Below are 22,194 nucleotides of genomic sequence, written 5' to 3'. Positions count from 1 at the left end.
ACTCAATGCTAAATGTTGGCCATTATACCGTCCATCTACAGCCGCTTGCGGCTCACGGCGGGCAAGAAGGGATCCCCACCCCTGTCCCATCTGCCCTCTGGGGAGAGGGCGGGGTTGCTTCTGCCACCTTTTCAATGTGCAGCTCCAAGTAGCCGGTGGCCGGATCCGGCTGGCGGGAGAAGCGGTACTCCAGGCTGTCGGCGAGGACGATCTCGGCGGTGGTGTAGATGAGGCAGCCGGGGCGCAGGTGCCCTCCCCAAGTTCGGCCCTGGGCATCGGCAACGGCGAGGTGAAGATGGACTCCGTCCGGGCACAGGGATCCGCTCAAAGCCAGGATCTCCAGGCGTTCCGACAATAGGTAATCCTCGGTTTGATCGGCCAGGCGCAGGGTGGCTTGGCTGAGGCTGCCGACGGCGCTGAGGACAAACCCCGCCTGCAGGGGTTGCTGGCGGGCAAAGCGCTCCAATTCCTGCTTTAGGTCTTGGCCGGGCAGCAGGCGCAAGGGGTAGACGCGCAGGGATCCCGTGGGTAGAGGCTGGGGGCGGCCAGCAGCAGCGCTCCCCGGTCGCCAGCCCGGCTTGACCACCGGGTAGGCGCGGGCGATCACCAGGCAGTCGTCCGGCACGGGATAGCGGGCGGGAATGGTGGAGCCGGCGGCAATGGTGACATCGGATCCCACCTTGAGGGGGGCCACCAGCACCGAGTTGGCGCCTGTCTTGCTGCGATCCCCAATTTCGGTCAAGTGCTTCTGCTGGCCGTCGTAGTTGGCGATGATCGTGCCGGCGCCAATGTTGACCTGGGATCCCAGCTTGGCGTCGCCCAGGTAGGCCAGGTGGGCGGCGTTGGTATGGGATCCGATCTGGGCGTTTTTGATTTCCACAAAGTTGCCGATGCGGCAGCCGTCGCCGATCTGGCTGTGAGGGCGCACGTGGGCGTAGGGGCCTACCCAGACGCGATCCCCGATCTGGCTGTGGCTGACCACCGAGTAGAGGATGTGGCAATCGGAGCCGATGGTGCTGGACTCGATCCAACTGCCCGGCCCTAGACGAGTGCGCGGCCCAATGCGACAGACGCCCCGCAGGTGGGTTTGGGGTTCGATCACCACCTCGGGGGCCAATTCCACCGTCTCTTCCAGGCTGACGCTGTCGGGATCCACAAAGGTGACCCCGGCTTCCATCCAGGCTTCCTTGAGGCGATCCTGCAGAATCTGGTAGGCTTGGGCCAGTTGGCGGCGGTCGTTAATGCCGACGATTTCCCGCGCATCCTCGGCGTCCAGGGCGATGGCGGTGTCCAGAAGTTTAACGGCCTCGGTGAGGTAGTACTCCTGCTGGGCGTTGTTCCGGCCCAGACGGGGCAGCACCCTTGCTAGGGCCGGCCAGTGGAAACAGTACACCCCGCTGTTGATGCGGCGATTTTGCCGTTGGGCCGGGGTGCAGTCTCGCTCTTCCACCAACTCCAGGATCCGCTGCTGGGCATCGCAAAACACCCGCCCATAGCCGTAGGGATCCGCCACCTGGGCCGAGAGCAAGGTCACATCCGGTTGAACTTGGCGGTGGCGCTCCAGCAGCGCCTGCAGGGTTTCCGCCCGCAACAGAGGCACATCCCCGTTGACCACCAGCAGATCCCCCTGAAAATTCTCCAGAACGGGCAGAAGCTGCTGCACCGCATGTCCAGTGCCCAATTGCTGCGCCTGCTCCACAAATTCGACCGGGTACTCCTGCAGGGCTCGGCGCACTTGCTCCTGCTCGTACCCCACAATCACCAGACAGCGCTGGGGTTTCAACGTCAGCACCGTGCGCAGCAGCCGCTCGATCAAAGACAGGGATCCCAGCTTGTGCAGCACCTTGGGCAACTGCGACCGCATGCGGGTGCCCTTGCCCGCCGCCAGGATCGCCACCGCCAGATCTCGTTCTGCCATGTTCCCCCCAGACTCTGCCCCCATAAAGTATATGCGGCAGGATCCTGCTCAAACTGTAGCTTGACAGAGCCGCGTGCCACTTGAGCTAGCCTAGTGGCACGTGTAGGTGGGGCAGACGATGGCGGAGAGCAAAAGCTCTGATACCCCCCTTCAGAAACGTCAGCGCCTGGTGCGCGAGGTGGCCGGTTGGCTGGCGGTGCTGGGGGTGCTGATCCCAGGGCTGCAGCGTTTTTACATGGGCCACAGGCGCTGGGGCTGGGGCTACTTGGTGCTGGGGCTGATGGTGTTCGTTCCTTCCATCCCGTTGCAGCTCCTCGGCTACGGGGTACGCGCTCTTTGTTTGCTGGAAGGGCTGTGGTTTCTCACCATGACCAATGAGGACTTCGATTTTCGCTTCAATCGAGATCTCATCGAGCTGGACTGGACCAGTGCGAAAAGTCGGGAAGTCCGGGATCCCGAGCAGCAGTTGGAGATCCAGTTGAAGCAGGGCTTGATTACCCGCGCCGAATACGAGGAGCGCCGCCGCTACCTTCGCGAGATCTCGTGAGTGGGACTGCGATTGCTCCAAGATATTTCCGACCTATCCCCCCTCCACAGCAAGCCCGTTGACACCCTCCCCACTCTCAGACCAAGAAACCGACTGGCGATGCTTAGAAGGGGTGGGCGGTTCTTCCCCATAATCTAGGGACAGGCCCGACCGACCTTCGCCAGAATCCCATAAAAGTGCGGTTTCGCGCTGGCTGAAGCTGTCCTAGTGTAACAAAATATTAAGAGGAGCCGCCGGGCTAGCGTCCCGTTTGGGAGGCCACGCTTGGATTGGTTCCTAACCGACACCTTGCATCCATCTCAGGACACATGGCCATGTACAACAATCGTCGCGGTTTTCTTCGTTGGCTGGCGCTTGGTTTTGGCTCGCTGGTGGGCCTGTTGCCTGCCTTGGCTCAGCGCCGTTTTAACCGTGCCATTGCCCAGGGTGCTGCTTCGGGCCCCAAAGCGGCTGAGCCGGAGTTCGTTAAAGTGGCAACGCTAGAAGATCTTAAAGAAGGCCCCTTCAAGGTAGAAGACGCCTTTGGGAAAAACACCGCCACCCTTTGGCTAGTCGGGGATCCCCAAAAGGAAGACTCGCTGCTGGCTCTGGATGCAGCCTGTCCCCATGCCGGCTGCGACGTGGACTGGCGGGGGGAGAACTTCGTCTGCCCCTGCCATGGCTCAGTTTTTGCCGCCGATGGCAGCCGTACCCGTGGCCCGGCCAATGCCGACCTGACCGCCTACAAAGTTAAAGTGGAGAAAGGGGAAATCTTCGTGGCCAGAACCTGACCTTGTCCCCCCAGGGTCAACCAGACTAGCCAGCAAGGAGTCGAGCCTGCTAGGGCGCCCATGCCTCCTACCTACCGCTTCTTGTTTGTCTCCACCCCCGTTGGGCCCCTGGGATCGGGAGCTGGCGGCGGGGTGGAGCTCAACCTTGTCAACTTGGCGCGGAGCCTGCTTGAGAGGGGAGCCCAAGTGCGCGTGCTGGCCCCTGAGGGCTCCTGCAGTGTCGACTTGCCGGAAGGGGTGATCGAGGCGGTGGCCGGCCTCCCCCCGCCCTATGCCCAGAGCCAGCGCCGCGACCAGCCGGTCTGTTTTCCCACCCCTTCTCTGGTGGCCAACCTGTGGCAGCGAGCTGCCCAACTGCAGGATGAGTTTGAGCTCATCGTGAACTGGAGCTACGACTGGCTCTCGTTCTACCTGACAGGTTTTTTCCGCACGCCGGTGGCCCATATCGTCAGCATGGGCTCCCTTAGCGATGCCGTTGACCAGGCCTTGGAGCGCATCGCGCGCACCTATCCTGGCCGGCTGGCGGTACACTCGCGAGCCCAAGCCCAGACCTTTGCCTTTGCCCGGGCCCAGATGGCGGCTGGTCGGGATCCCTTTGTCTATTTGCCCTGCGGCGTCGACCTCAGCCGCTACGAGTTTGTGCCAGAGGGGAACGGATCCCTGTGCTGGGTTGGCCGCATTGCCCCCGAAAAGGGCCTGGAAGACTGCGCCGCCCTGGCCGAGAAGACGGGGAGGCCGGTGCTGATCCTGGGCCACCTGCAAGACCCGGCCTACTGGCAGCAGATTCGAGAACAGTACCCGCGGGCTCAATTGGATTACCGGGGGTTTTTGCCCACCTCTCAGATGCAGCGGCTCTTGGGCCACTGCTCGGCCTTGATCATGACCCCTAAGTGGGTGGAAGCCTTCGGCCTGGTGGCGGTGGAAGCCTTGGCCTGCGGTGTGCCGGTGATCACCTACCGCCGCGGCGGGCCGGCGGAAATTGTCCGCGATGGCGAGACCGGCTGGGTGGTGGAGCCAGACGACGTGGCAGCTCTGGCAACAGCGGTGGAACGCCTGGATCAGATCGCTAGAAGCCGCTGCCGACAGCACGCAGAAGAGCACTATTCCCTGCAGGCCATGACAGAGCGGTTTCTGGCCTGGAGCGAGCAAATTGTCCAGGATCCGATCCCGGCAGCCCGCTAGGGAGAAGACAGGCAATGGTACTATTTGATTTTGATGCCTGGGGCCGGATGACCAGCCCACTGACGCGGACACTTCGACTCACGACGGGGAAACCACCATGACGACTGGGAAAGAATCTGTTGCGCTGGTGCGATCAGAGGTTCGTCGGCGGTCACAGGTTCTGGGAACGCAGGTGATCAGCCAAGCCAATGCCGCCCGGCTTGGAGTAGTTAGCGAAGTTTGGGCAGATCTGGAAGCTAGGCAAGTCCTGGTGCTAGGAGTGCTGGAAAAGGCCTTTGCCGGATCGCCGCGTTTTCTGGAGCTGCGGCAGGTCACGGCCCTAGGACAAGACGCCATCCTCGTCCCCAGCGATGAAGTCTTCGAGGACTTGGAGTTGGAGGGTCTCAGCCGGGTAGTCGGCAGCGAGGTGATTACCGAAGAAGGGATCCGCCTTGGAAAAGTCAAAGATTTCGAATTCAACTCCGTCTCCGGCCTAATCACCGGTTTGATCCTCTCCAACCTCGGCCTGACCTTTTTGCCCGGCTTTATCCTCAGCACCTACCTGCTCTCTGCTGATGAAATCGTCTCCATCGGCGGCGATCGCCTCATCGTGGCCGATGGCGCCGAAACCCGCCTAGCCCAACTGACCAAAGGGATCTTGGAAACCCTCGGCCTGGGCAAGCCCTCCTGGCTGGTCGACACTGGCTCCGCCCCCGCCCTGCCCAGGGCCGTTGATGAACCTGCCGTCGAGGAAAACTACGAGGAAGTATACGACGAAGAATACGAGGGCGAAGAAGAGGAATATCCCGAAGCAGAGCCTGAACCCCAGGCCGAGGCGGCGCCTCCTCGTCGGCCCGAGCCTGCTCCTGCTGCCGAGCAGCCAGAATGGGAGCAAGAGTACGTCAAAGCAGAAGCCCCCCCTTCCGAGCCAGCTCCTGACTCTGCCCCGGCCGCTCCCAGCTCCCCTTTGGATAGGGACCCCTGGGAGGAGAATACCGGGGAGCCAACCTGAGCTCTGAGCCCGGCTTCGCTCCTCTCTCCCAAAGTGACGGCCTAGGGGTGACCCCATGTCAGCCGGAGCGCCTGAGCCTGAGAACTCTTCCTGGATTGGAAAAAACCAGACTGACCGGACAGTCGCCGCAAAAAGTCGGCAAAGGCGTGAGTTTTCCCTGCTCGGGGATCCCCTAGGTTGGCAGGGCAGGATCGGCCTCGGCCAAAAAGCGCAAAGCCACCGATAAAAAAGCTTGCGGCGCTTCGATGTGGGGAAAAGCAGCCCCTGGCAGTCGATAGATCGGCACCTCTGGGCGCAAGGCACGATACCGCTCCGCCTGTTCTGATCCAGTAAGGCGGTTGTTTTCTCCCCAGACCAGAGCCATCGGCTTGTCCACCACGCGAAAGTCCTCCTGAATGGGCAAGTTAAGCTTGCCGGTCAAAAAAGAACGGGGGGCAAATTGGGCCCCCGCCTGGTGGGCCGCCTGATAGTAGTAGTCCACCACCGCCTCATCCAGAGCGTACCCAGGGGAGAACAGGCTCTGCTCCGTAAATAGACGTACACTCCAGGGGGTGGTGATGACGTTGTAAAAGGCCAGCCCCAAAACCGGCAAGCTGAGAAGACCATACACCGCCTCAGCCAAAGGGATCCCTAGCGCCTCGGGGACAAGGCTGTTGTCTCCTAGAGGGGCGATGAGCAGCAGCTTCTGCCAGTGCTGAGGCTGCAGCCGGGCCGAGCGCAGCACAAACCCTGCCGAGAGAGAATTGGCAATGGCGTGGCAGGGGCGCCCGATCACCTGGCCGACAAAATCCCCGATCATCCGGACATATAGGTGGCCGGTGTACTCCAGATCGGGGCGCTCCGAGTTGCCCCAACCCAACAAATCCAAAGCGTAAACCTGATAGTGCTGGCCCAACTCCGCCATCACGGCGCGAAACTCGTAGCTGGAAGAGCCGGCCCCGATGCCGTGCAGCAGCAACAAGGGCTGGCCGGATCCCGCAACCTTGTAAAACAGACGGTGGCCGCGCCAAAAATAGTGCCTCTCCTCCCCCGGCAAGAGGCTGGGCAGAGGCTGGGTTCGAGAAGCGATCCAGGCGTTGAGCACGGCCAGGGCACTTACCCCGCCGGCCGCAACCCAGAGGCCGGTTTTGAGAACTTGGCTCAGCTCCTTCATGCTCAGCGGCCCCAGCTAAGGCCAGACGGCTACTTTTTCTTGAGGCGGTAAGTGATGCGCCCTTTGTTCAGGTCATAGGGGCTGAGCTCTACCTTGACCCGGTCGCCGGGCAAGATCTTGATGTAGTTGCGGCGGATCTTGCCGGAGATGTGGGCAAGGACGTTAAAGCCGTTGTCCAGGTCCACCCGGAACATGGCGTTGGGCAAGGACTCGGTAACCACCCCTTCCACTTCAATGGCGTCTTCTTTAGACAAGGAACCCTCCTTAAAAAACAACACAACAGAAATATCGATAGGAAACCCGCCCTGTTAAGAGCGAGTTAAGAGCCGAAACAATACTCCACCTCTTCTATCCTAGCCGTTGCCGCCCTTCAGCAAGGGATCCCTAGGACTGAAAAGGGGTGCGATCCGTCAAAATCTCAGCCCCAGAGTCCGTGATCAAGACCGTGTGCTCAAACTGGGCCGACCAAGAGCCGTCCACCGTCACCACCGTCCAGCCATCCGAGAGCACCCGCGTGGCCTCTCCCCCTGCATTCACCATCGGCTCGATTGCCACCGTCATGCCGGAGCGCAGCTTGGGATTGGGAAGGTCGCGGGTGCGGTAGTGGGGAAACTGCGGCTCCTCGTGCAAGTTGCGCCCCACGCCGTGGCCGACGTACTGCTTCACCACGGAGTAGCCCCGCCCCTGGATGTAGTCCTCGATGGCGCCTGAGACATCCTGCAGCCAGACGCCGTGGCGCACGTGGTCAATGCCCGTCTGCAGCGCTTTGGCCGCTGTGTCGATCAGGTCGCGGGCGGCATCGCCGAGGGGCTCCAGGCCAATGGTGATGCAAGAGTCGGCATGCCAGCCTTCGACCATGGCGCCAAAATCCACCTTGACGATGTCCCCCGGCTGCACCACTTTGCGGGGGCTGGGGATCCCGTGTACCACCTCATGGTTGACGCTGACACAGACACAGGCGGGAAAGCCGTAGTAGCCCTTGAAGCTGGGCAGGGCATTCAACTCCGCTACCCGCCGCTCGGCATAGGCATCGATGTCTGCCGTTGTCCAGCCTGGCTCCAGACACTCGGCAATTTCCTGCAGCACCTGGGCCACCACCCGCCCGGCCCGCCGCATCTTCTCCACCTCCCGGCGGGACTTGATCTCAATGAGCTGCATGCCCCGCCGCGGGGAGAGATTTCCCGCCCCCGTCTTGATCACGCTGTCCTCCTGAAGCCTTCCAAGAGAGCCCGCAGATGTTCTTGTACCGATTCCATCGGCTGGTTGCCATCGATCCGTCGCAGACGACCCCTGGCCTCGTAAAAGTCGATCAGCGGAGCCGTCTGCTCCCGATACACCTGCAAGCGTTTGAGGATCACCGCCTCATCGGCATCGTCGCTGCGCCCCTGCTCCTTGCCGCGGGCCAACAGCCGTGCCACCACCACGTCGTCCGGCACTTCCAGGTTGAGAACGTGGTCGTAGTCTTGCCCCAACTCCCGCAACAGCTCTTCTAAAGCCTCCGCCTGCGCCAGGGTGCGGGGGAAGCCGTCCAGGATCCAGCCCTGCGCTGGCGAGTGTTGCAACTGGCCCTTCACCATCCCAATTAACACCTCGTCAGGCACCAGCTCTCCCGCATCCATGTACACCTTAGCCTGGCACCCCAGCGGCGTTTGGGCTTTCACCTCTGCCCGCAGCAGGTCGCCTGTAGAAATTTTGGGCGTGTGGTAGATCGCTGCCAGCCGCTCTGCCTGGGTGCCCTTGCCCGCTCCCGGCGGCCCCAAAAAGATTAACCTCGGCACTATTGCTTGACCATCCCTTCGTAACGCTGCGAAATGACGTAGGTCTGGATCTGTTTGGAGGTCTCGATCGCCACCCCCACCAGGATCAGCAGCGAAGTTGCCCCCAAGCCCTGAAAAGTGGTGATGCCGGTCGCCCGCTCCACCGTCGTCGGGATGATGGCCACCGCACACAAGAACAAGGCCCCCAGCAGGGTCAGCCGGTTGAGGATCCCTTCGATGTACTCAGCAGTGGCCTTGCCCGGGCGGACTCCCGGAATGCTGGCCCCCATCTTCTTCAGGTTCTGCGCCAGATCCACCGGGTTAATGATCAAAGAGGCGTAGAAATAGCTGAAGAGGAGGATCAGCACGAAGTAGAAGGGAATGTAAAACCAAGAGGTAGGGGCCAAAAGGTTGGCCACCTGCACCAAAGTCAGGTTCTGGGTGTACTGGGCCAAGGCAAAGGGCAGGGACATCACCGAGTAGGCGAAGATGATCGGCATCACGCCCCCCTGGTTTAGCCGCAGGGGCAGGTAGCTCTTCTGCTCACGGAATAGCTTGTTGCCCACCTGGCGCTTGGCGTAGACAATAGGGATTTTGCGGCTGCCCTCCTGGACGAAGACAATGCCGACAATGGTGGCTAGGAAGACGGCCATCAACACCAAGATGCCGCCGATGGTGCTGCTATCAGCACGGGCTAGGCTGATGGTCTGGCCCAGAGCGCGGGGCAGCGTGGCGACAATGTTGACGAAGATCAACAGCGACGGCCCACTGCCCACCCCCTTCTCCGTGATCATCTCCCCCAACCACATGACAAACATGGAACCTGCCGTCAGGGCCAGGGTGGTGGAGGCCACAAAGGCCAACTCGTTGCTGGTGTTGGCGAACTCCCGCACCCAGAAGGAGATGCCGATGCCCTGGATGATGGCCCAAATCAGGGTAACGTAGCGGGTGTACTGGGAAATCTGTCGCCGCCCCTGCTCCCCCTCGTTTTTCTGCAGGTTCTCCAGGGCCGGAATGGCCGAGACCAGCAGTTGCATGATGATGGAGGCGTTGATGAAAGGCAGGATGCCGAGGGCGAAGATCCCCAAAGCGGAGATACCGCCGCCCGAGAAGACATCCAGAAAGCCAAACACAGGGCTGTTGGCGGCTTCGGCGGCAAAGCGAGCTCGGTCAATACTGGGGATGGGAATGTAAATGCCCAGCCGCACCAACAGCAACAGGCCTAGGGTAAGAAACAGACGTCTGCGCAGGCCAGAAGCCATGGCCATCTGCATGAAGGTCTCTTGGGCGGAGGGAGCGGAGCCTCGTGGGTCAGCCATAAATCTAGAAAACCTCGCGGAAGGGAAAGGCAAGGTGAGCTATTTACCACTCTACGCTGCCGGTGGGAAAGTCGGCAAAATAGAGAAGCTGCAAACTGCAGCCCAATTTTAGGATCCAGCGGAAGCAGTCTGGGATCCCACGAGCTCCACCCGACCCCCGGCTGCCTCGACCTTGGCTCGGGCTGAGGGGGTGATGGCAGCCGCTCTGATCGTCAGGGGCACGCCCACTTCCCCGTCTCCCAAGATCTTCAGCGGGCCATCGTTGGTGGTCACGATCCCCAAATCCATCAAGCTTTCCAAGCTGACCTCGCTGCCAGCGGGCAACTTGGCCAAAGCGCGCAGGTTGATCAGGGTGTACTGGGGGCGCCGCACGTAGCGGGGGAAGTGCTTGAGCTTGGGCAGCCGCCGATAGAGGGGGGTCTGGCCTCCCTCAAAGCCGGGCCGGGGACCGCCTCCTTTGCGCGCCTTCTGTCCCCGCATTCCCTTGCCACAGGAGGCTCCCTGTCCAGCAGCGATGCCACGGCCCAGGCGTCGTCGCCGCCGCGTCGAACCTGGTTGGGGGCGAATGTCTTCTAGTCGCATACTGACCTCCGGCTAACTTGCTGTTACTTACCAAACAGGCGGCGCACGTCGATCCCTCTATCTTCAGCTACCTGCTCAAAGGTGCGCATCCGCCGCAGCGCGTCAATGGTGGCACGGGCGTTGTTGAGGGGGTTGCTGGATCCCAGTTGCTTAGCCAGACTGTTGCGCACGCCCGCCAGCTCCAGAACCGTGCGCACCGCTCCCCCGGCGATGACCCCTGTCCCGGGAGCTGCCGGCATCACCAGGACAGTGGCCCCACCGCCTGATCCCCGCATGGGATGGGGTACAGACAGACCCTTGGTGAGGGGCACTTCGATTAGGTGCTTTTTGCCATCCACAACTCCTTTGCGCACAGCCCCGATGACGTCGTTGGCTTTGCCCACGCCAACCCCCACCTGGCCGCGCTCGTTGCCCACCACCACCACGGCCCGGAAGCTCAGCTTTTTGCCGCCCTTAACTACTTTGGTGACGCGCCGGATCTGGATGACCCGCTCCTGCCACTCGCTAGTCTGCTCTTCGCGGCTCTTTTTGCTTCTGCGACGTTCTCTTTGCTCAGCCATATGCCATCTCCTCAGGGCCTAGAACTGTAAGCCTGCTTCGCGGGCGGCTTCCGCCAGGGCCTGGACACGCCCGTGGTAGAGCTTGCCGCCGCGGTCGAACACCACTTGACAAATGCCTGCCTGTAAGGCCCGTTGGGCGACGGAGCGACCCACCACGGCGGCAGCCTCTCGGGTGGCCGTGCCAATGTCTTTGAAGGCTTCCCGCAGCTCCCTGTCCAGCGTGGAGGCAGAGACTAAAGTGTGCTGGGCTACATCGTCGATCACCTGGGCGTAGATGTGGCGATGGGAGCGAAACACGGCCAAACGGGGCCGCTCGGGCGTCCCGAAGACCTTGCGGCGAATGCGGCGATGGCGACGTTGGGTGGCAGCTTTGCGAGTGATTTTCATAGCTACTTCTTGGCCTTCCCGGATTTACCTGCTTTGCGACGAACCTGTTCCCCTACATAGCGAATCCCTTTGCCCTTGTAGGGCTCTGGCGGACGGACGGCCCGAATCCGCGCCGCCGTGTTGCCCACCAGCTCTTTGTCGATACCTGAGACGACGATGACGTTGTTGCCCTCAACCGCTATTTGGATCCCTGGCGGGAAAGGGATCTCCACTGGGTGGCTGTAGCCAACGTTCAAGATTAACTTGTTGCCCTGGGTGGAAGCCCGGTAGCCCACACCCACCAATTCCAGCCTGCGCTCAAATCCCCTAGATACGCCGTCCACCATGTTGGCAACCAAGGTGCGGCAGAGGCCGTGCAGTTGGCGGGCCGGGCGAGACTCGTTGACCCGGCTGACCTTGAGCGTCTGGGCTTCTTGATGCACCGCAATCAAGGGGGGCAAACTGCGAGACAGTTCTCCCTTCGGGCCTTTTACCGAGATCTGCTGCCCCTCGATCTGAACCTCTACCTTGGCAGGAAGGGCAATGGGGCGTTTGCCAATGCGAGACATGGGCCAACTCCTGGCAAGAGAACAACTCAATAGACGTAGCAGAGCACTTCGCCGCCGATGCCCTGCTTGCGAGCATCCCGGTCGGTCATGATGCCGTTGGAGGTGGAGATGATGGCAATCCCAATTCCTCCCAACACCCGAGGCAGTTCTTTGTGGTTGCAGTAAACTCGCAGCCCGGGCCGGCTCACCCGCTTCAGGCCATTGATGATCGGCTTACGACCTTTGCCCTTGTACTTCAACCGCAACACAAGCTGAGCGTGGATCCCTTCTCCCTCTTCCTTCCAGTCGCTCACAAAACCTTCCTCATGAAGAACGCGAGCGATGCTGCGGGTCATGCGTGTGGCCGGGACCGCCACCGATTCATGCCGAGCCATGGTGGCATTGCGAATGCGGGTGAGCATGTCGGCGATCGTGTCGTTGGTGTGGGCCATGGGTGGGTCGGTGCTCCTCGGAAGATCGATCAAGTCGAGACAATTGCAGATGGGCAAACCTTAAGAGGCAAAGGGCATGCCAAACTCTTTGAGCAGGGCACGGCCCTCTTCGTCGGTTTCGGCGGTGGTCACAATGGAGATGTCCATACCTCTGATCTGGTCTACAGAGTCGTAGTTGATTTCGGGGAAGATCAGTTGCTCGCGAATACCAAGGGTGTAGTTGCCCCGCCCATCAAAAGATTTGGGGCTGACGCCACGGAAGTCGCGGATACGAGGGAGGGCAATGTTGATCAGCCGATCCAAAAACGCGTACATGCGCTCCCGCCGCAGGGTCACCATCAGGCCAACCGGCATGCCCTTGCGGATTTTGAAACTGGCAATCGCCTTTTTGGCGCGGGTAATCACCGGACGCTGGCCCGTGATGGCGCTGATCTCGGCGATGGAGGATTCCAGGGCCTTGGCGTTTTGGGAGGCATCTCCCAGGCCGCGATTGATCACGATCTTTTCCAGACGCGGCACCTGATGGATGTTGGTGTAGCCCAACTCTTTTTGCAGCTTGGGAACGATGACGGTGTTGTAGAGGATTTGCAGACGCTGGGGCATGGTCGGTTCTCCTGGGGGCTCTGGGCTGGGTCAGAGCTCTATCGAAAAAGGGACGGCTAGTCGAGGATCTCGCCGGTTTTCTTGAGGACACGGACTTTGCGGCCATCGGCGGTGATTTGATAGCCAATACGGCTGGCCACTTCCTGCTTCTTGGAATAGAGCATCACCTTGCAGGCGTGGATCGGGGCTTCTTTGGTCTCGATGCGACCACTTTCGCCTTCCCGTTGCGGCTTGCGGTGGTAGGTTACTATGTTTACCCCTTCCACCAAGACCATGTTGCGTTCGGGAAAAACCTGCAGCACCTCGCCGATTTTGCCTTTGTCGTCGCCGGAGATCACCTGGACGGTATCTCCCTTCTTGATGCGCATTTTGTAGCGTAGGCTGTTGCGGTGCTTGCGAACGCCGGTCTGCCGAATCAGCCGTCGAATTTGGCTGGGCTTGAGGGGACGAACCATTACAGAACCTCCGGGGCAAGGGAGATGATCTTGGTGAAGTTTTTCTCCCGCAGCTCGCGGGCTACAGGGCCGAAAACGCGGGTTCCGCGGGGGTTGCCGTCGTCGTTGATGATCACGGCAGCGTTGTCGTCGAAGCGGATGCACATGCCGTCGGGGCGGCGTACCGTATCGACGGTGCGGATGACCACAGCCTTGACGACGTCGGATTTTTTGACCGGCATATTGGGCAGGGCGTCTTTGACGACGCCAACGATCACATCTCCCAGGCTGGCGTAGCGACGGCCACTGCTGCCCAGGACGCGGATGCACATCAGCTTGCGGGCGCCGGTGTTGTCAGCTACCGTTAACATGGTCTGCTGCTGAATCATAGTTTCTTGACCTCCCGTATGATTTCGGCCACTCGCCAACGCTTGGTGCGGCTGAGGGGACGGGTTTCCGTAATGCGCACCAGATCCCCTTCTTGACAGCGGTTCTCTTCGTCGTGGGCCTTAAACTTTTTGGTTTTGACGACGATTTTGCCGTATTTGGGGTGGGCAACCCGGTTTTCCACAGCAACGACCACTGTCTTTTGCATCTTGTTGCTGACGACAACGCCGATCTTTTCGCGAGCAGGCATTACTCCTCCTTCTGGGTCTGAGTTGAGGACAAGGACTTGCCGCGCTTGCGCTCTGACTCAACGGTCAGCAGTTGGGCCAGCTTGTGTTTGCGCAGGCGAATGAGATGGGGCTGGTTCAACTGCCGCGTGGCCTGCTGCAAACGCAGCTCGAACAGCTCTTTCTTGACGGCGTAGATCTCCTGGCTCAATTCTTCGTCGGATAGGGCGCGAGCGTCGGCAATTTTAGGCATGGGCATGGCTCAACTCTCCTCCCTCAAATAGCGCTGGCTGCTACTTCTGTTGTTTCTGGAGCTGCTTTCTGAACAGGTTCCGGCTCCTCAAAGTTAGCCTTGGTTACAAACTTGACTTTGATCGGCAGCTTTTGGGCGGCAAGGCGCATCGCCTCTCGGGCCGTGGCTTCAGGAACTCCTCCCATCTCGAAGAGGATACGGCCCGGCTTGACGACGCAAACCCAGTATTCGGGGTTGCCTTTGCCGGATCCCATGCGGGTTTCGGCAGGCCGTTGGGTAACGGGCTTGTCGGGAAAGATGCGGATCCAGATTTGGCCTCCCCGCCGGACGTAGCGGGCCATGGCCCGACGGCTGGCCTCGATCTGCCGCGCGGTGATCCAGGCGGGTTCTAGAGCCACAAGGCCGTATTCCCCAAAGTTGATGCGGTTGCCGCGAGTCGCTTTGCCTTTCATGCGCCCGCGCTGTTGCTTGCGGTATTTGGTTCGTTTGGGGCTTAACATGGCCGTTCCTTAAATCAACTGCGATGGGGATCCCTGGATTTTCGGGTGCTGGCCCTCAGGCCTCCACTGCTGAGCGGTCTTCAAAAGTGGGCCGCCGCCGCTGCTGCCGCCGCTTGGGCTGTTGCAGGGGAACTTTTTGTTCGGGCCGTTCCTGCCCGGGGAGAACTTCTCCTTTGAAAACCCAGACCTTGACCCCAATGACACCAAAGGTGGTCTGAGCGATGTGGTCGGCATAGTCGATATCTGCCCGCAGGGTGTGCAAAGGGATCCGCCCTTCCCGGGTCCATTCGGTGCGGGCGATCTCGGCTCCGTTCAGCCGCCCGGCAATTTGAATTTTGATCCCTTGCACCCCCGCCCGCTGGGCCCGCTGGATGACCTGGCGCACGATGCGGCGAAAGGCGATCCGCCGCTCCAACTGCTGGGCGATGTTTTCTGCCAGCAAAACCGCCTCGGCATCGGCACGGGTGACCTCTACTACATTGATGCGAATGGTTCGCTCGGGGCTACCGTGTGAGCTCAGCTCTTTCTGCAGGCCCTGGCGCAGGGCGTCGAGGCCGGATCCCCCACGACCAACCACCACTCCAGGGCGAGCGGCTCGGATCTCGAGGTCGATCTGATCCGCTTTGCGTTCAATTTGAATGTCGGCCAGGCCGGCGCTGCTCAACTGCTTGGTCAGGTAGGCGCGGATGAGATCGTCCTCTCGCAGCAGGGCTGGGTAGCGAGCTGGATCGGCAAACCAGCGGCTGCGATGTTCCTTAATAACGCCGAGGCGGAAACCGGTGGGGTGAATCTTCTGTCCCATGGTGGTGTCAGTTGAGGGGTAAAGTCTGGGGGTACAGGCGTCTAGGAGGCCGTCGCCGCTTCAGGTTCTATGGGCCGGACGGCGATGGTAATGTGGCAGGTGCGCTTGCGGATTGGGTAGGCACGACCTTGGGCGCGGGGGCGAAATCGCTTCAGCGTCGGCCCCTGGTCAGCGTAGGCCTTGCTGATGACCAGGTCCCGAGGATCCAGGCCGTTGTTGTGTTCGGCATTGGCCACCGCCGAGCGCAGCACCTTGCGAACCGGCTCACAGGCGGCGTAGGGCATGAACTCCAACAGGATCAGGGCATCGGCATAGGTGCGCCCCCGGATCTGGTTCAGCACGCGCCGCACCTTATAGGGGGACATGCGGATGTAGCGAGCTACCGCTTTGATTTCAGGGGATGGATCGGCCATGGCGCTCTCCTAGCTTATTGCCTCTTCTGTTCGTTGCTGGACTTAACGGCGGGCAGCTTTTTTGTCACTGCCCGCGTGGCCGCGAAAGGTACGGGTGGGGACGAACTCCCCCAGCTTGTGGCCCACCATCTGATCGGTGATGTAGATGGGCACGTGCTGCTTGCCGTTGTGCACGGCGATGGTGTGGCCGATCATGACGGGCAGGATGGTGCTGGCTCGCGACCAGGTTTTGATCATGTGCTTCTCATTGCGCTCGTTCATCTTCTCGATTTTGAGAAGCAGCTTGGCATCGACAAAAGGGCCTTTTTTGAGTGAACGTCCCATAGCAACCTCAACAGTCTGGCAAGCTGGTAAGGGTCGAAAGAAAAAGAAAATTCAGGGGCGCAGCAGATGGCCGGACTCTTATTGAGCGGCCCTCCCGCTCTTGTCCCGGCGGCCGCCACGACGGCGACCGCGCACGATGAACTTGTTGCTGGGTTTGTTGCGTTTGCGGGTTTTGTATCCCAGGGTGGGCTTGCCCCAGGGGGTGACAGGGGTGCTGCGGCCGATGGGGGCTTTTCCTTCCCCACCGCCATGGGGGTGATCGACAGGGTTCATCACCGAGCCGCGCACGTGGGGACGGCGACCTAGCCAGCGGCTACGCCCCGCTTTGCCGAGGCTGAGGTTGCTGTGGTCAACATTTCCCACTTGGCCGATGGTGGCGTAGCACTCGCCTCGGATCATGCGGACTTCGCCGGAGGGCAGCTTGAGGGAGACATACTTGCCCTCTTTGGCTACTACTTGGGCGCCGGCCCCGGCGGCGCGAACAATTTGCCCACCGCGGCCGGGATACAGCTCCACGTTGTGAACCACCGTCCCCAGCGGGATCCGCTCCAGGGGCATGGCGTTGCCAAGCTCAAAGGGGGCATCGGGCCCCGCCATAATGGTGGCTCCCACCTCGAGGTTGCGGGGAGCGAGGATGTATCGCTTCTCGCCATCTTCGTATTCCACCAAGCAGATGCGGGCGCTGCGGTTGGGATCGTACTCGATGGTCTTGACGGTGGCCGGGATCCCGCGCTTGTCGCGGCGGAAGTCGATGATGCGGTAGAGCCGCTTGTGGCCGCCGCCTCGGTGGCGGCAGGTGATGACGCCGCGGTTGTTGCGCCCTTTTTTGCGGTGGATGAATTGCAGCAGCGACTTCTCCGGTCTGGGCCGCTTGCCGTTTTCGTCCCGCGACAGCTCCTCGAAGTTGGAGACCGTCATGTGGCGGGTGCTGGGGGTATAGGGTCGGAAGGTACGAATGCCCATGGCTCGAGGGGGGGTGAAGGACGGGTGGCAATAAAACTCGAAGCGGGAAGAGGGGTTTGGTTAGGTGTCGGGGAAGAGGGTGATGGAGTCGCCTTCGGCCAAGGTCACGATGGCTCGCTTGGGACGGCTGCGATAGCCGACAGAACGGCCTACCCGCCGCTGCTTGCGGGGCAGTTTAAGGGTGTTGACGGCGGTGACCCGCACCCCAAACATCTCCTCGACGGCAGCGCGGATGAGCGGCTTGGTGGCAGTGGGCATCACTTCAAAGACGTATTTGCGCTGTTCCATCAGGGCAGTTGCCTTTTCGGTGATGACGGGACGCAACAGGACATCGGCCAGGATCCGCTTGCTCTCAGTCATTGTCTTCCTCCTCTGCTGCGGCTGTTTCGGCCTCCTCGCCAGCTGGCGGCTGGGCAAGGGGCTCTGCTTCTTGGGCTAGTTCCGCTTGTCCCTGAACTTCTCGCTCTTGTGCTTGGGCCAGCTCTTCTTCCTGGGTTTCCTGAACTTGTGGGTTTGCTAGAGCTACTTGATTAGCCTGATCAGCCTGCGCCGGGGGAGCCTCTGGCTGGGCTTGAGCTTCTGCTTGCTCTTCCTGCTCCTGGCTTTGACCTTCTGCTTGTTCGACTGGCCGAGCTTCTCGCTCTGCCGCCTGAGCCTGATCTTCAAGGCGATCGGCTTGGGTTGGAGCTGCTGCTGCCGCGCCGGATCCCCAGCGGGCCTTGAGCTTCTCCAGGGCAGAGGTGGTAATCAGCACCCAATCGACGTTGAGCAGATCAAAGACATTGAGCTGATCCAGGCCGATCAGCTTGACGCGGGCGATGTTGCGTACGGCTCGCTCGACGGCTTCCGAGCGCTCGGCGACGATAAGCAGTGCCGACTGATCCTCCATCACCCCCCAGCGCAGCAGAGCTTGGGCCACGGCGCGAGTCTTGGGCGGGTTGAGCTGATCCTGGAAATCTTCCACCACGATCAGGTCTTCCACCCGGCTTTGCAGGGCAGTGCGCAGAGCCAGTTGCCGCTCTTTGCGGTTCATGGCCAGGTTGTACTCCCGCTTGCGGGGGCCGAAGATCACTCCACCCTTGCGCCAAAGGGGGGAGCGAATGGAGCCGGCGCGGGCCCGGCCGGTGCCTTTTTGCCTCCAGGGCTTGCGGCCGCCACCGCGCACCTCAGCCCGGGTCTTGGTGTGGGCGTTGCCTTGGCGGGCGTTGGTCATCTGCCGGCGAAGAGCTAGATAGAGGATGTGGGAGGCCGTTTCGGGACGGGCAACTTTGAGGCTTAGCTCCGCGCTGCCCACCGTTTCCCCTTGCCAATTTTTCACCACACAACTTGCCATGGTTTCCTCGTCTTTGCAGATGCTGGTCAGCCTTTGCCAGGGATCCCTTTCCTAGCGTTTGTTGCCCACCTGCTTGGCAGGGGTAATCTCCAGCAGCCCCCCTTCCACGCCGGGCACAGAGCCCTTGATGATCAGCAAGTTCCGCTCCGGATCCACCTGCACCAACTGCAGTTTGCGAATGGTGACGCGGCAGCCTCCCATCCGGCCCGCCATGCGTAGCCCCGGAAACACGCGGCCAGGGGTTGTGCCGGCGCCAACAGAACCCGGTCGGCGGTGGTTCTTGGAGCCGTGAGACATGGGGCCGCGACCAAAGTGGTGCCGCTTCTGGTAGCCGGCAAACCCCCGCCCGATGGAAGTGCCGGCTACATCCAGCAACTGGCCCGGAGAGAAGATCTCGACGGTGATCTTTTGCCCCAACTGGTAAGCTTCTGGCTGGTCGACCCGGAACTCGCGCAGGTGGCGCAGCAGCTCCGTCACCCCCGCTTTGCTCAGGTGGCCCCGCTGGGCTCGCGTGAGGTGCTTTTCGGCGGTGGGCCAGTAGCCCAACTGCACGGCGTTGTAGCCGTCTGTGGCTTGGGTCTTGATCTGGGTTACCGTGCAAGGCCCCGCCTGCACGACCGTAACCGGAATGGCCAACCCTTCCGGAGAGAAGATCTGGGTCATGCCGACTTTTCTTCCAAGGATGCCAAGCGCCACGAGAACCTCCTCTCGAGCCTCTGCGACTCGCTTCTGTCAGCTTGCAACTGGCTCAATGAGCCGGATCCAGGCAGCAACGGCGCGGCAGCAGGAAGCTCAGGACTAGCTGAGGCTGCCCGCTCAGGCGAAAAAGCAACGAAAAGGAATCTTTGGATCCCCGCAGGCCAAACAGCGCCAGCAGCGCTGCTCCCTTTGCTTAATTCACCCTCAAATCACACGCCAAACTGCTTTCAAAGGACTGCTCAGACTTACCTGCAAAGAGGCAGTATCTGGTTTAGCAGTACGCTAGGTTGCCGAGAGCCGTCGTCAGAGCGGGCGGACTTAATTGGCAACAGTAGTACATCATAATGAGGTGAAGACCTGTTTGTCCAGATTTTGCCGAGAAAATGGCTCGGTCGGGGGGCAGCGACTGTGAAAGCCGCTCTGGTGGGCGAAAAGAGCTATCGACGGCAAGAGCCACCTCCTTTTAGGAGTGTGATGGGGTGGGCGGGCAGCGGGCTGACCCAGGCTTGTGTAGATCGCTACCTGGATTTGTTGCGGGCGGGATCCGATCCGGGCCGGATCTTGTTTTTGGTGCGCAGCCAGCGGCAGGCAGAGGGGGTGTTGCGGCGCTTACAGCAGCTCAGCTCGAGCTGGGTGGGCCCGTGGCGGATCGAGACGTTTTTGCAGCGGGTGGGGCGCTCTCTGGCCGATCACTGGCCGCAGGTGTGCGAGCGGGTTCCCCAGTTGCCGCGCTCGTTTGAGCCAATTCCCTTGGCCAAGGATCTGGCCCAATTTCTCTGTGGGCGAGCCTGTGCTTTGTGTCCGCGGCATGGGGAGGTCTTTGCCGATCTTGGGCTGGAGGAGTTCCAGATTTGGGATCAGATCAGCAGCGCTGCCTATATTGCGGGGGCTTCGGGTTTGGCGGCGGAAGCGGTGGGATCCCGGCTGGCGGCGGCCTGGCCGGCGGAGGGGGATCCGGGGCGGGCAGAGGCCTTGCAGGCGATGGGCTGTTGTGTGGAGCGGCTGTGGGAGGTGGGGTTGCGGCTGGGATCCCTGGACTTCGGCCTGCAAATCCGGCTGTTTGGCGAGCACATCCTGCCGCTGGCGGAGTTTTGGCAGGAGTGGGATCACCTGATCGTGGATCAGGCGGAGGACAGTTGCGGGGTGGCGCTGGAGTTTTACCGGCAAGGGCAAGCCCATCTGCAAAGCCAGTTTTTCAGCTATACCATCGGCGGCGGGGTCTCTTTGACGGGGATCCCAGAGGCCGTGGCTCGCTTTCTGAGGGAAAACACCCAGGTTCAGCTTCTGGAGGGGAGCTACCGCGGCTCAGCCGGCATGATCCGCCTGGGACTGCAGATTGCGCGGGTGCTGGATCCGCGGTTTGACCATCCCCTGACGGAGCCTCTGGCAGAGAGGCTGCCAAGGGTGCAGGTGCTGGAGGGCGAGACCCAATTCGCGGCGGTGGAGGCGATGGTTACCCAGATCCGGCAGCTTTTGCGGGCCGGGATCCCGGCCTCTCGCATCGCCGTCCTGCTGCCTCGCATGGATGCGGGGGTGAGCTTGAGCTTGCAGGAGCAGTTGCCGGAGGTCTTGCCGATCGCCCCTTTCCCGGCGTTGATCCGCTACCCACTGGTGCGGGCTTTGCTGACGGCGGCGGAAGTGGCCCATCCCGAGTGGGGAGCTTTTCCCACCTTGCCGGCCTGGCGACTGCTCCTGGGCAGGGTGTTGGATCTGGATCCCATCCGGGCGGCTTTGCTGGCCGAAGATACCCTTGACCCGGTAGGGCGTTCCCTGCGGCCCAAGACCGCCGTGCGACAGCCGGAGCGGGTGGGGTTTGCCAACCTGGAGCGCTACCAGAAGCTGCTGGATTGGCTGCGCAGCTACCGCGGCGGGCCCTCCCTGGCCGCTTTCTTCCAGCGGTTTTTCGCCGAGCACCTAGCCCAGGGGATGGATTTGCCCCAAGACCAAGAGCTGCTGCAAGCGCTGATCGACGCGGCACAACGGTTTCGCCGGGCCTTTCCTGCGGAAGAGGATCGTGCCTTTTTGGCCATGATCCGCTCGGGACAAACCCCCAGCAACAGCCGCTTCGAGCCCGACTATTCCCGCTACCTCGTGGTGGCGACGCCGGTGGCCTATATCAACCGAGGTTTGCAGGCGGATTATCAGTTCTGGTTCGACATCACGAATCCGCTTTGGTCCCGTTCTCTTTGGCGTGTGCTTTACAACAGCCGTGTGCTGACGCCGGAGTGGGATGGGGAGGTTTTCAATGCAGCCCAAGACCTACAGGCACGTCACCAAATCCTGGCTCGCACGCTGCTCAACCTCTGTTGCCGAACTCGGAAGGGGCTGTGGCTGGTGCGCTCCACTTTTAACTACCGCGGCGAAGAGAACACCGGCATGTTGGATTACCTCATTTTAAAGGCCGCGAAGGCCATGGCCACAGCCTGAGAGGAGCAACCTTACACCCATCCCAAGCCGCAACCAGACCCAGGTTCCAGAGCATAGCGAAGCTGTCTGTTGTGTCGATCCCCAACTGGGGAGTGCTCAAGATTGTCGCCAATTTGGAATGCCCCTATCGTGGGCATATCGTGAGAGAAAGCTAGGTTCTCCTACACTGGGGAGATGGCTAAGGGCTTTGGAAAACCGGCGAAAAAACAGCCGCTCCTCTCGGCCCGACAGGCGGCAGGCCGCTTCCGGCGGGGGGAATGGGCTGGCTGCCGGCAGCTCTGTGAGCAGATCCTCGCCGCTGCCGACCGGTCTGATCTGGAAGAGGCCATTGCCTTGACGCAAGCCCATGCTCTTTTGGGGCGCATCGAGGAGGGATCCGGTCGCTACCCTGCCGCCATGCTGCACTACCAACAGGCCATCGTGGCCTGTCCCCCTGCTGCTCCCGCCAGCTTGGCCGCTGAGGTTCATGCGCTGCTGGGGGGAGTACTGCGGCAGATGGGCGAGAAAAAGCAGGCGCAACGGCTCTTCGAGCAAGCCCTGGCCCGGGATCCAGCGCTGCTGATGGCGCGGGTGGGGCTGGCCGACCTGCTGCAGATGCGAGGAGAATACGAGGCGGCTCTGGCCCATTATTTGCAGGCCTGGCAGGGATCCCAGCAAGAGGCAGACATTCCTTAGCAGATCGGC

The 22,194-nt window shown here is 61.4% G+C and carries 29 protein-coding genes and 2 pseudogenes; 6 read left to right on the top strand and 25 right to left on the bottom strand.

Annotated elements, in window-relative coordinates:
* Positions 1–52 precede the first annotated feature (52 nt).
* A complete protein-coding gene (locus tag SYN65AY6A5_RS14355) occupies positions 53–586 on the bottom strand; it encodes a PPC domain-containing DNA-binding protein (protein WP_346426061.1) in 534 nt (177 codons plus the stop codon).
* Positions 569–1,918 (bottom strand): annotated as a pseudogene (gene glmU, locus SYN65AY6A5_RS05785) (bifunctional UDP-N-acetylglucosamine diphosphorylase/glucosamine-1-phosphate N-acetyltransferase GlmU); the annotation flags it as partial. The gene SYN65AY6A5_RS14355 and the pseudogene glmU, both read right to left, overlap by 18 nt.
* 118 nt (positions 1,919–2,036) lie before the next feature.
* Here glmU and SYN65AY6A5_RS05780 point away from each other — a divergent pair.
* The 4 genes from SYN65AY6A5_RS05780 (at position 2,037) to SYN65AY6A5_RS05765 (ending at position 5,408) form a co-directional block, all read left to right on the top strand.
* The gene (locus SYN65AY6A5_RS05780; protein ID WP_099812202.1) at positions 2,037–2,465 is read left to right on the top strand and encodes a hypothetical protein; all 429 of its coding nucleotides are present in this window, start codon (positions 2,037–2,039) and stop codon (positions 2,463–2,465) included.
* A 308-nt stretch (positions 2,466–2,773) separates the two neighbouring features.
* Complete coding sequence (locus SYN65AY6A5_RS05775) at positions 2,774–3,235, top strand: Rieske (2Fe-2S) protein (RefSeq protein ID WP_228375465.1); 462 nt, start codon at positions 2,774–2,776, stop codon at positions 3,233–3,235.
* Between the two features lie 60 nt (positions 3,236–3,295).
* A complete protein-coding gene (locus SYN65AY6A5_RS05770; protein ID WP_099884051.1) occupies positions 3,296–4,417 on the top strand; it encodes a glycosyltransferase family 4 protein in 1,122 nt (373 codons plus the stop codon).
* 97 nt (positions 4,418–4,514) lie between these two features.
* A complete protein-coding gene (locus tag SYN65AY6A5_RS05765) occupies positions 4,515–5,408 on the top strand; it encodes a PRC-barrel domain-containing protein (protein ID WP_011430024.1) in 894 nt (297 codons plus the stop codon).
* A 172-nt stretch (positions 5,409–5,580) separates the two neighbouring features.
* Here SYN65AY6A5_RS05765 and SYN65AY6A5_RS05760 read toward each other — a convergent pair whose 3' ends face one another.
* From SYN65AY6A5_RS05760 to rplC, 23 genes and pseudogenes are all read right to left on the bottom strand, one after another.
* Positions 5,581–6,561, bottom strand: a complete 981-nt coding sequence (locus tag SYN65AY6A5_RS05760; protein WP_011430025.1) for an alpha/beta fold hydrolase — start codon at positions 6,559–6,561, stop codon at positions 5,581–5,583.
* 29 nt (positions 6,562–6,590) lie between these two features.
* Entirely contained in the window at positions 6,591–6,815 is a 225-nt protein-coding gene (infA, locus tag SYN65AY6A5_RS05755; protein WP_011430026.1) for a translation initiation factor IF-1, read from the bottom strand.
* A 130-nt stretch (positions 6,816–6,945) separates the two neighbouring features.
* Entirely contained in the window at positions 6,946–7,719 is a 774-nt protein-coding gene (map, locus tag SYN65AY6A5_RS05750; RefSeq protein ID WP_011430027.1) for a type I methionyl aminopeptidase, read from the bottom strand.
* Between the two features lie 38 nt (positions 7,720–7,757).
* The gene (locus SYN65AY6A5_RS05745; RefSeq protein ID WP_011430028.1) at positions 7,758–8,339 is read right to left on the bottom strand and encodes an adenylate kinase; all 582 of its coding nucleotides are present in this window, start codon (positions 8,337–8,339) and stop codon (positions 7,758–7,760) included.
* Positions 8,339–9,637, bottom strand: a complete 1,299-nt coding sequence (gene secY / locus SYN65AY6A5_RS05740) for a preprotein translocase subunit SecY (protein ID WP_099812200.1) — start codon at positions 9,635–9,637, stop codon at positions 8,339–8,341. The genes SYN65AY6A5_RS05745 and secY overlap by 1 nt, the downstream gene beginning before the upstream one ends.
* Before the next feature lie 108 nt (positions 9,638–9,745).
* Complete coding sequence (rplO, locus tag SYN65AY6A5_RS05735; RefSeq protein ID WP_011430030.1) at positions 9,746–10,219, bottom strand: 50S ribosomal protein L15; 474 nt, start codon at positions 10,217–10,219, stop codon at positions 9,746–9,748.
* A gap of 23 nt (positions 10,220–10,242) precedes the next feature.
* Positions 10,243–10,779: a 30S ribosomal protein S5 gene (gene rpsE / locus SYN65AY6A5_RS05730; RefSeq protein WP_011430031.1), complete on the bottom strand. Its 537-nt coding sequence runs from the start codon at positions 10,777–10,779 to the stop codon at positions 10,243–10,245.
* An 18-nt stretch (positions 10,780–10,797) separates the two neighbouring features.
* Positions 10,798–11,166, bottom strand: coding sequence for a 50S ribosomal protein L18 (gene rplR / locus SYN65AY6A5_RS05725; RefSeq protein WP_011430032.1), 369 nt, complete (start codon positions 11,164–11,166; stop codon positions 10,798–10,800).
* Between the two features lie 2 nt (positions 11,167–11,168).
* The gene (rplF, locus tag SYN65AY6A5_RS05720; RefSeq protein ID WP_011430033.1) at positions 11,169–11,714 is read right to left on the bottom strand and encodes a 50S ribosomal protein L6; all 546 of its coding nucleotides are present in this window, start codon (positions 11,712–11,714) and stop codon (positions 11,169–11,171) included.
* 26 nt (positions 11,715–11,740) lie between these two features.
* Positions 11,741–12,145, bottom strand: a complete 405-nt coding sequence (rpsH, locus tag SYN65AY6A5_RS05715) for a 30S ribosomal protein S8 (protein WP_011430034.1) — start codon at positions 12,143–12,145, stop codon at positions 11,741–11,743.
* Positions 12,146–12,205: 60 nt separating this feature from the next.
* Positions 12,206–12,748: a 50S ribosomal protein L5 gene (rplE, locus tag SYN65AY6A5_RS05710; RefSeq protein WP_011430035.1), complete on the bottom strand. Its 543-nt coding sequence runs from the start codon at positions 12,746–12,748 to the stop codon at positions 12,206–12,208.
* Positions 12,749–12,804: 56 nt separating this feature from the next.
* Complete coding sequence (gene rplX / locus SYN65AY6A5_RS05705) at positions 12,805–13,203, bottom strand: 50S ribosomal protein L24 (RefSeq protein WP_011430036.1); 399 nt, start codon at positions 13,201–13,203, stop codon at positions 12,805–12,807.
* Positions 13,203–13,571, bottom strand: a complete 369-nt coding sequence (gene rplN / locus SYN65AY6A5_RS05700) for a 50S ribosomal protein L14 (protein WP_011430037.1) — start codon at positions 13,569–13,571, stop codon at positions 13,203–13,205. The genes rplX and rplN overlap by 1 nt, the downstream gene beginning before the upstream one ends.
* Complete coding sequence (gene rpsQ, locus SYN65AY6A5_RS05695; protein ID WP_011430038.1) at positions 13,568–13,819, bottom strand: 30S ribosomal protein S17; 252 nt, start codon at positions 13,817–13,819, stop codon at positions 13,568–13,570. Before rpsQ ends, rplN begins: the two co-directional genes overlap by 4 nt.
* On the bottom strand, positions 13,819–14,055 hold the full coding sequence (gene rpmC, locus SYN65AY6A5_RS05690) for a 50S ribosomal protein L29 (RefSeq protein ID WP_011430039.1): 237 nt from the start codon (positions 14,053–14,055) through the stop codon (positions 13,819–13,821). Before rpmC ends, rpsQ begins: the two co-directional genes overlap by 1 nt.
* Before the next feature lie 17 nt (positions 14,056–14,072).
* Complete coding sequence (gene rplP, locus SYN65AY6A5_RS05685) at positions 14,073–14,549, bottom strand: 50S ribosomal protein L16 (RefSeq protein ID WP_011430040.1); 477 nt, start codon at positions 14,547–14,549, stop codon at positions 14,073–14,075.
* 55 nt (positions 14,550–14,604) lie between these two features.
* On the bottom strand, positions 14,605–15,351 hold the full coding sequence (gene rpsC, locus SYN65AY6A5_RS05680; RefSeq protein ID WP_011430041.1) for a 30S ribosomal protein S3: 747 nt from the start codon (positions 15,349–15,351) through the stop codon (positions 14,605–14,607).
* Between the two features lie 41 nt (positions 15,352–15,392).
* Positions 15,393–15,764, bottom strand: coding sequence for a 50S ribosomal protein L22 (gene rplV / locus SYN65AY6A5_RS05675; RefSeq protein WP_011430042.1), 372 nt, complete (start codon positions 15,762–15,764; stop codon positions 15,393–15,395).
* 42 nt (positions 15,765–15,806) lie between these two features.
* A complete protein-coding gene (rpsS, locus tag SYN65AY6A5_RS05670; RefSeq protein WP_011430043.1) occupies positions 15,807–16,088 on the bottom strand; it encodes a 30S ribosomal protein S19 in 282 nt (93 codons plus the stop codon).
* 78 nt (positions 16,089–16,166) lie between these two features.
* Positions 16,167–17,051 (bottom strand): 50S ribosomal protein L2, encoded by an 885-nt coding sequence (rplB, locus tag SYN65AY6A5_RS05665; protein ID WP_011430044.1) that lies wholly within the window; start codon positions 17,049–17,051, stop codon positions 16,167–16,169.
* A 60-nt stretch (positions 17,052–17,111) separates the two neighbouring features.
* Positions 17,112–17,411, bottom strand: coding sequence for a 50S ribosomal protein L23 (locus SYN65AY6A5_RS05660; RefSeq protein ID WP_011430045.1), 300 nt, complete (start codon positions 17,409–17,411; stop codon positions 17,112–17,114).
* Positions 17,412–17,757: 346 nt separating this feature from the next.
* Positions 17,758–18,384: pseudogene (rplD, locus tag SYN65AY6A5_RS14350) on the bottom strand (50S ribosomal protein L4); the annotation flags it as partial.
* Positions 18,385–18,435: 51 nt separating this feature from the next.
* A complete protein-coding gene (gene rplC / locus SYN65AY6A5_RS05650) occupies positions 18,436–19,080 on the bottom strand; it encodes a 50S ribosomal protein L3 (protein ID WP_011430047.1) in 645 nt (214 codons plus the stop codon).
* Between the two features lie 411 nt (positions 19,081–19,491).
* On the opposite strand from rplC, the gene SYN65AY6A5_RS05645 reads away from it, so the two are divergent.
* The gene (locus tag SYN65AY6A5_RS05645) at positions 19,492–21,510 is read left to right on the top strand and encodes a hypothetical protein (RefSeq protein WP_143597113.1); all 2,019 of its coding nucleotides are present in this window, start codon (positions 19,492–19,494) and stop codon (positions 21,508–21,510) included.
* A 174-nt stretch (positions 21,511–21,684) separates the two neighbouring features.
* Entirely contained in the window at positions 21,685–22,185 is a 501-nt protein-coding gene (locus SYN65AY6A5_RS05640) for a tetratricopeptide repeat protein (protein WP_041438233.1), read from the top strand.
* Positions 22,186–22,194: the final 9 nt, after the last annotated feature.

It is taken from the genome of Synechococcus sp. 65AY6A5, from assembly GCF_002760415.1.
Lineage (GTDB): Bacteria > Cyanobacteriota > Cyanobacteriia > Thermostichales > Thermostichaceae > Thermostichus.
The sequence above is the reverse complement of the archived record's forward strand: the minus strand, read 5'-3'. Positions and strand labels throughout refer to the sequence as shown.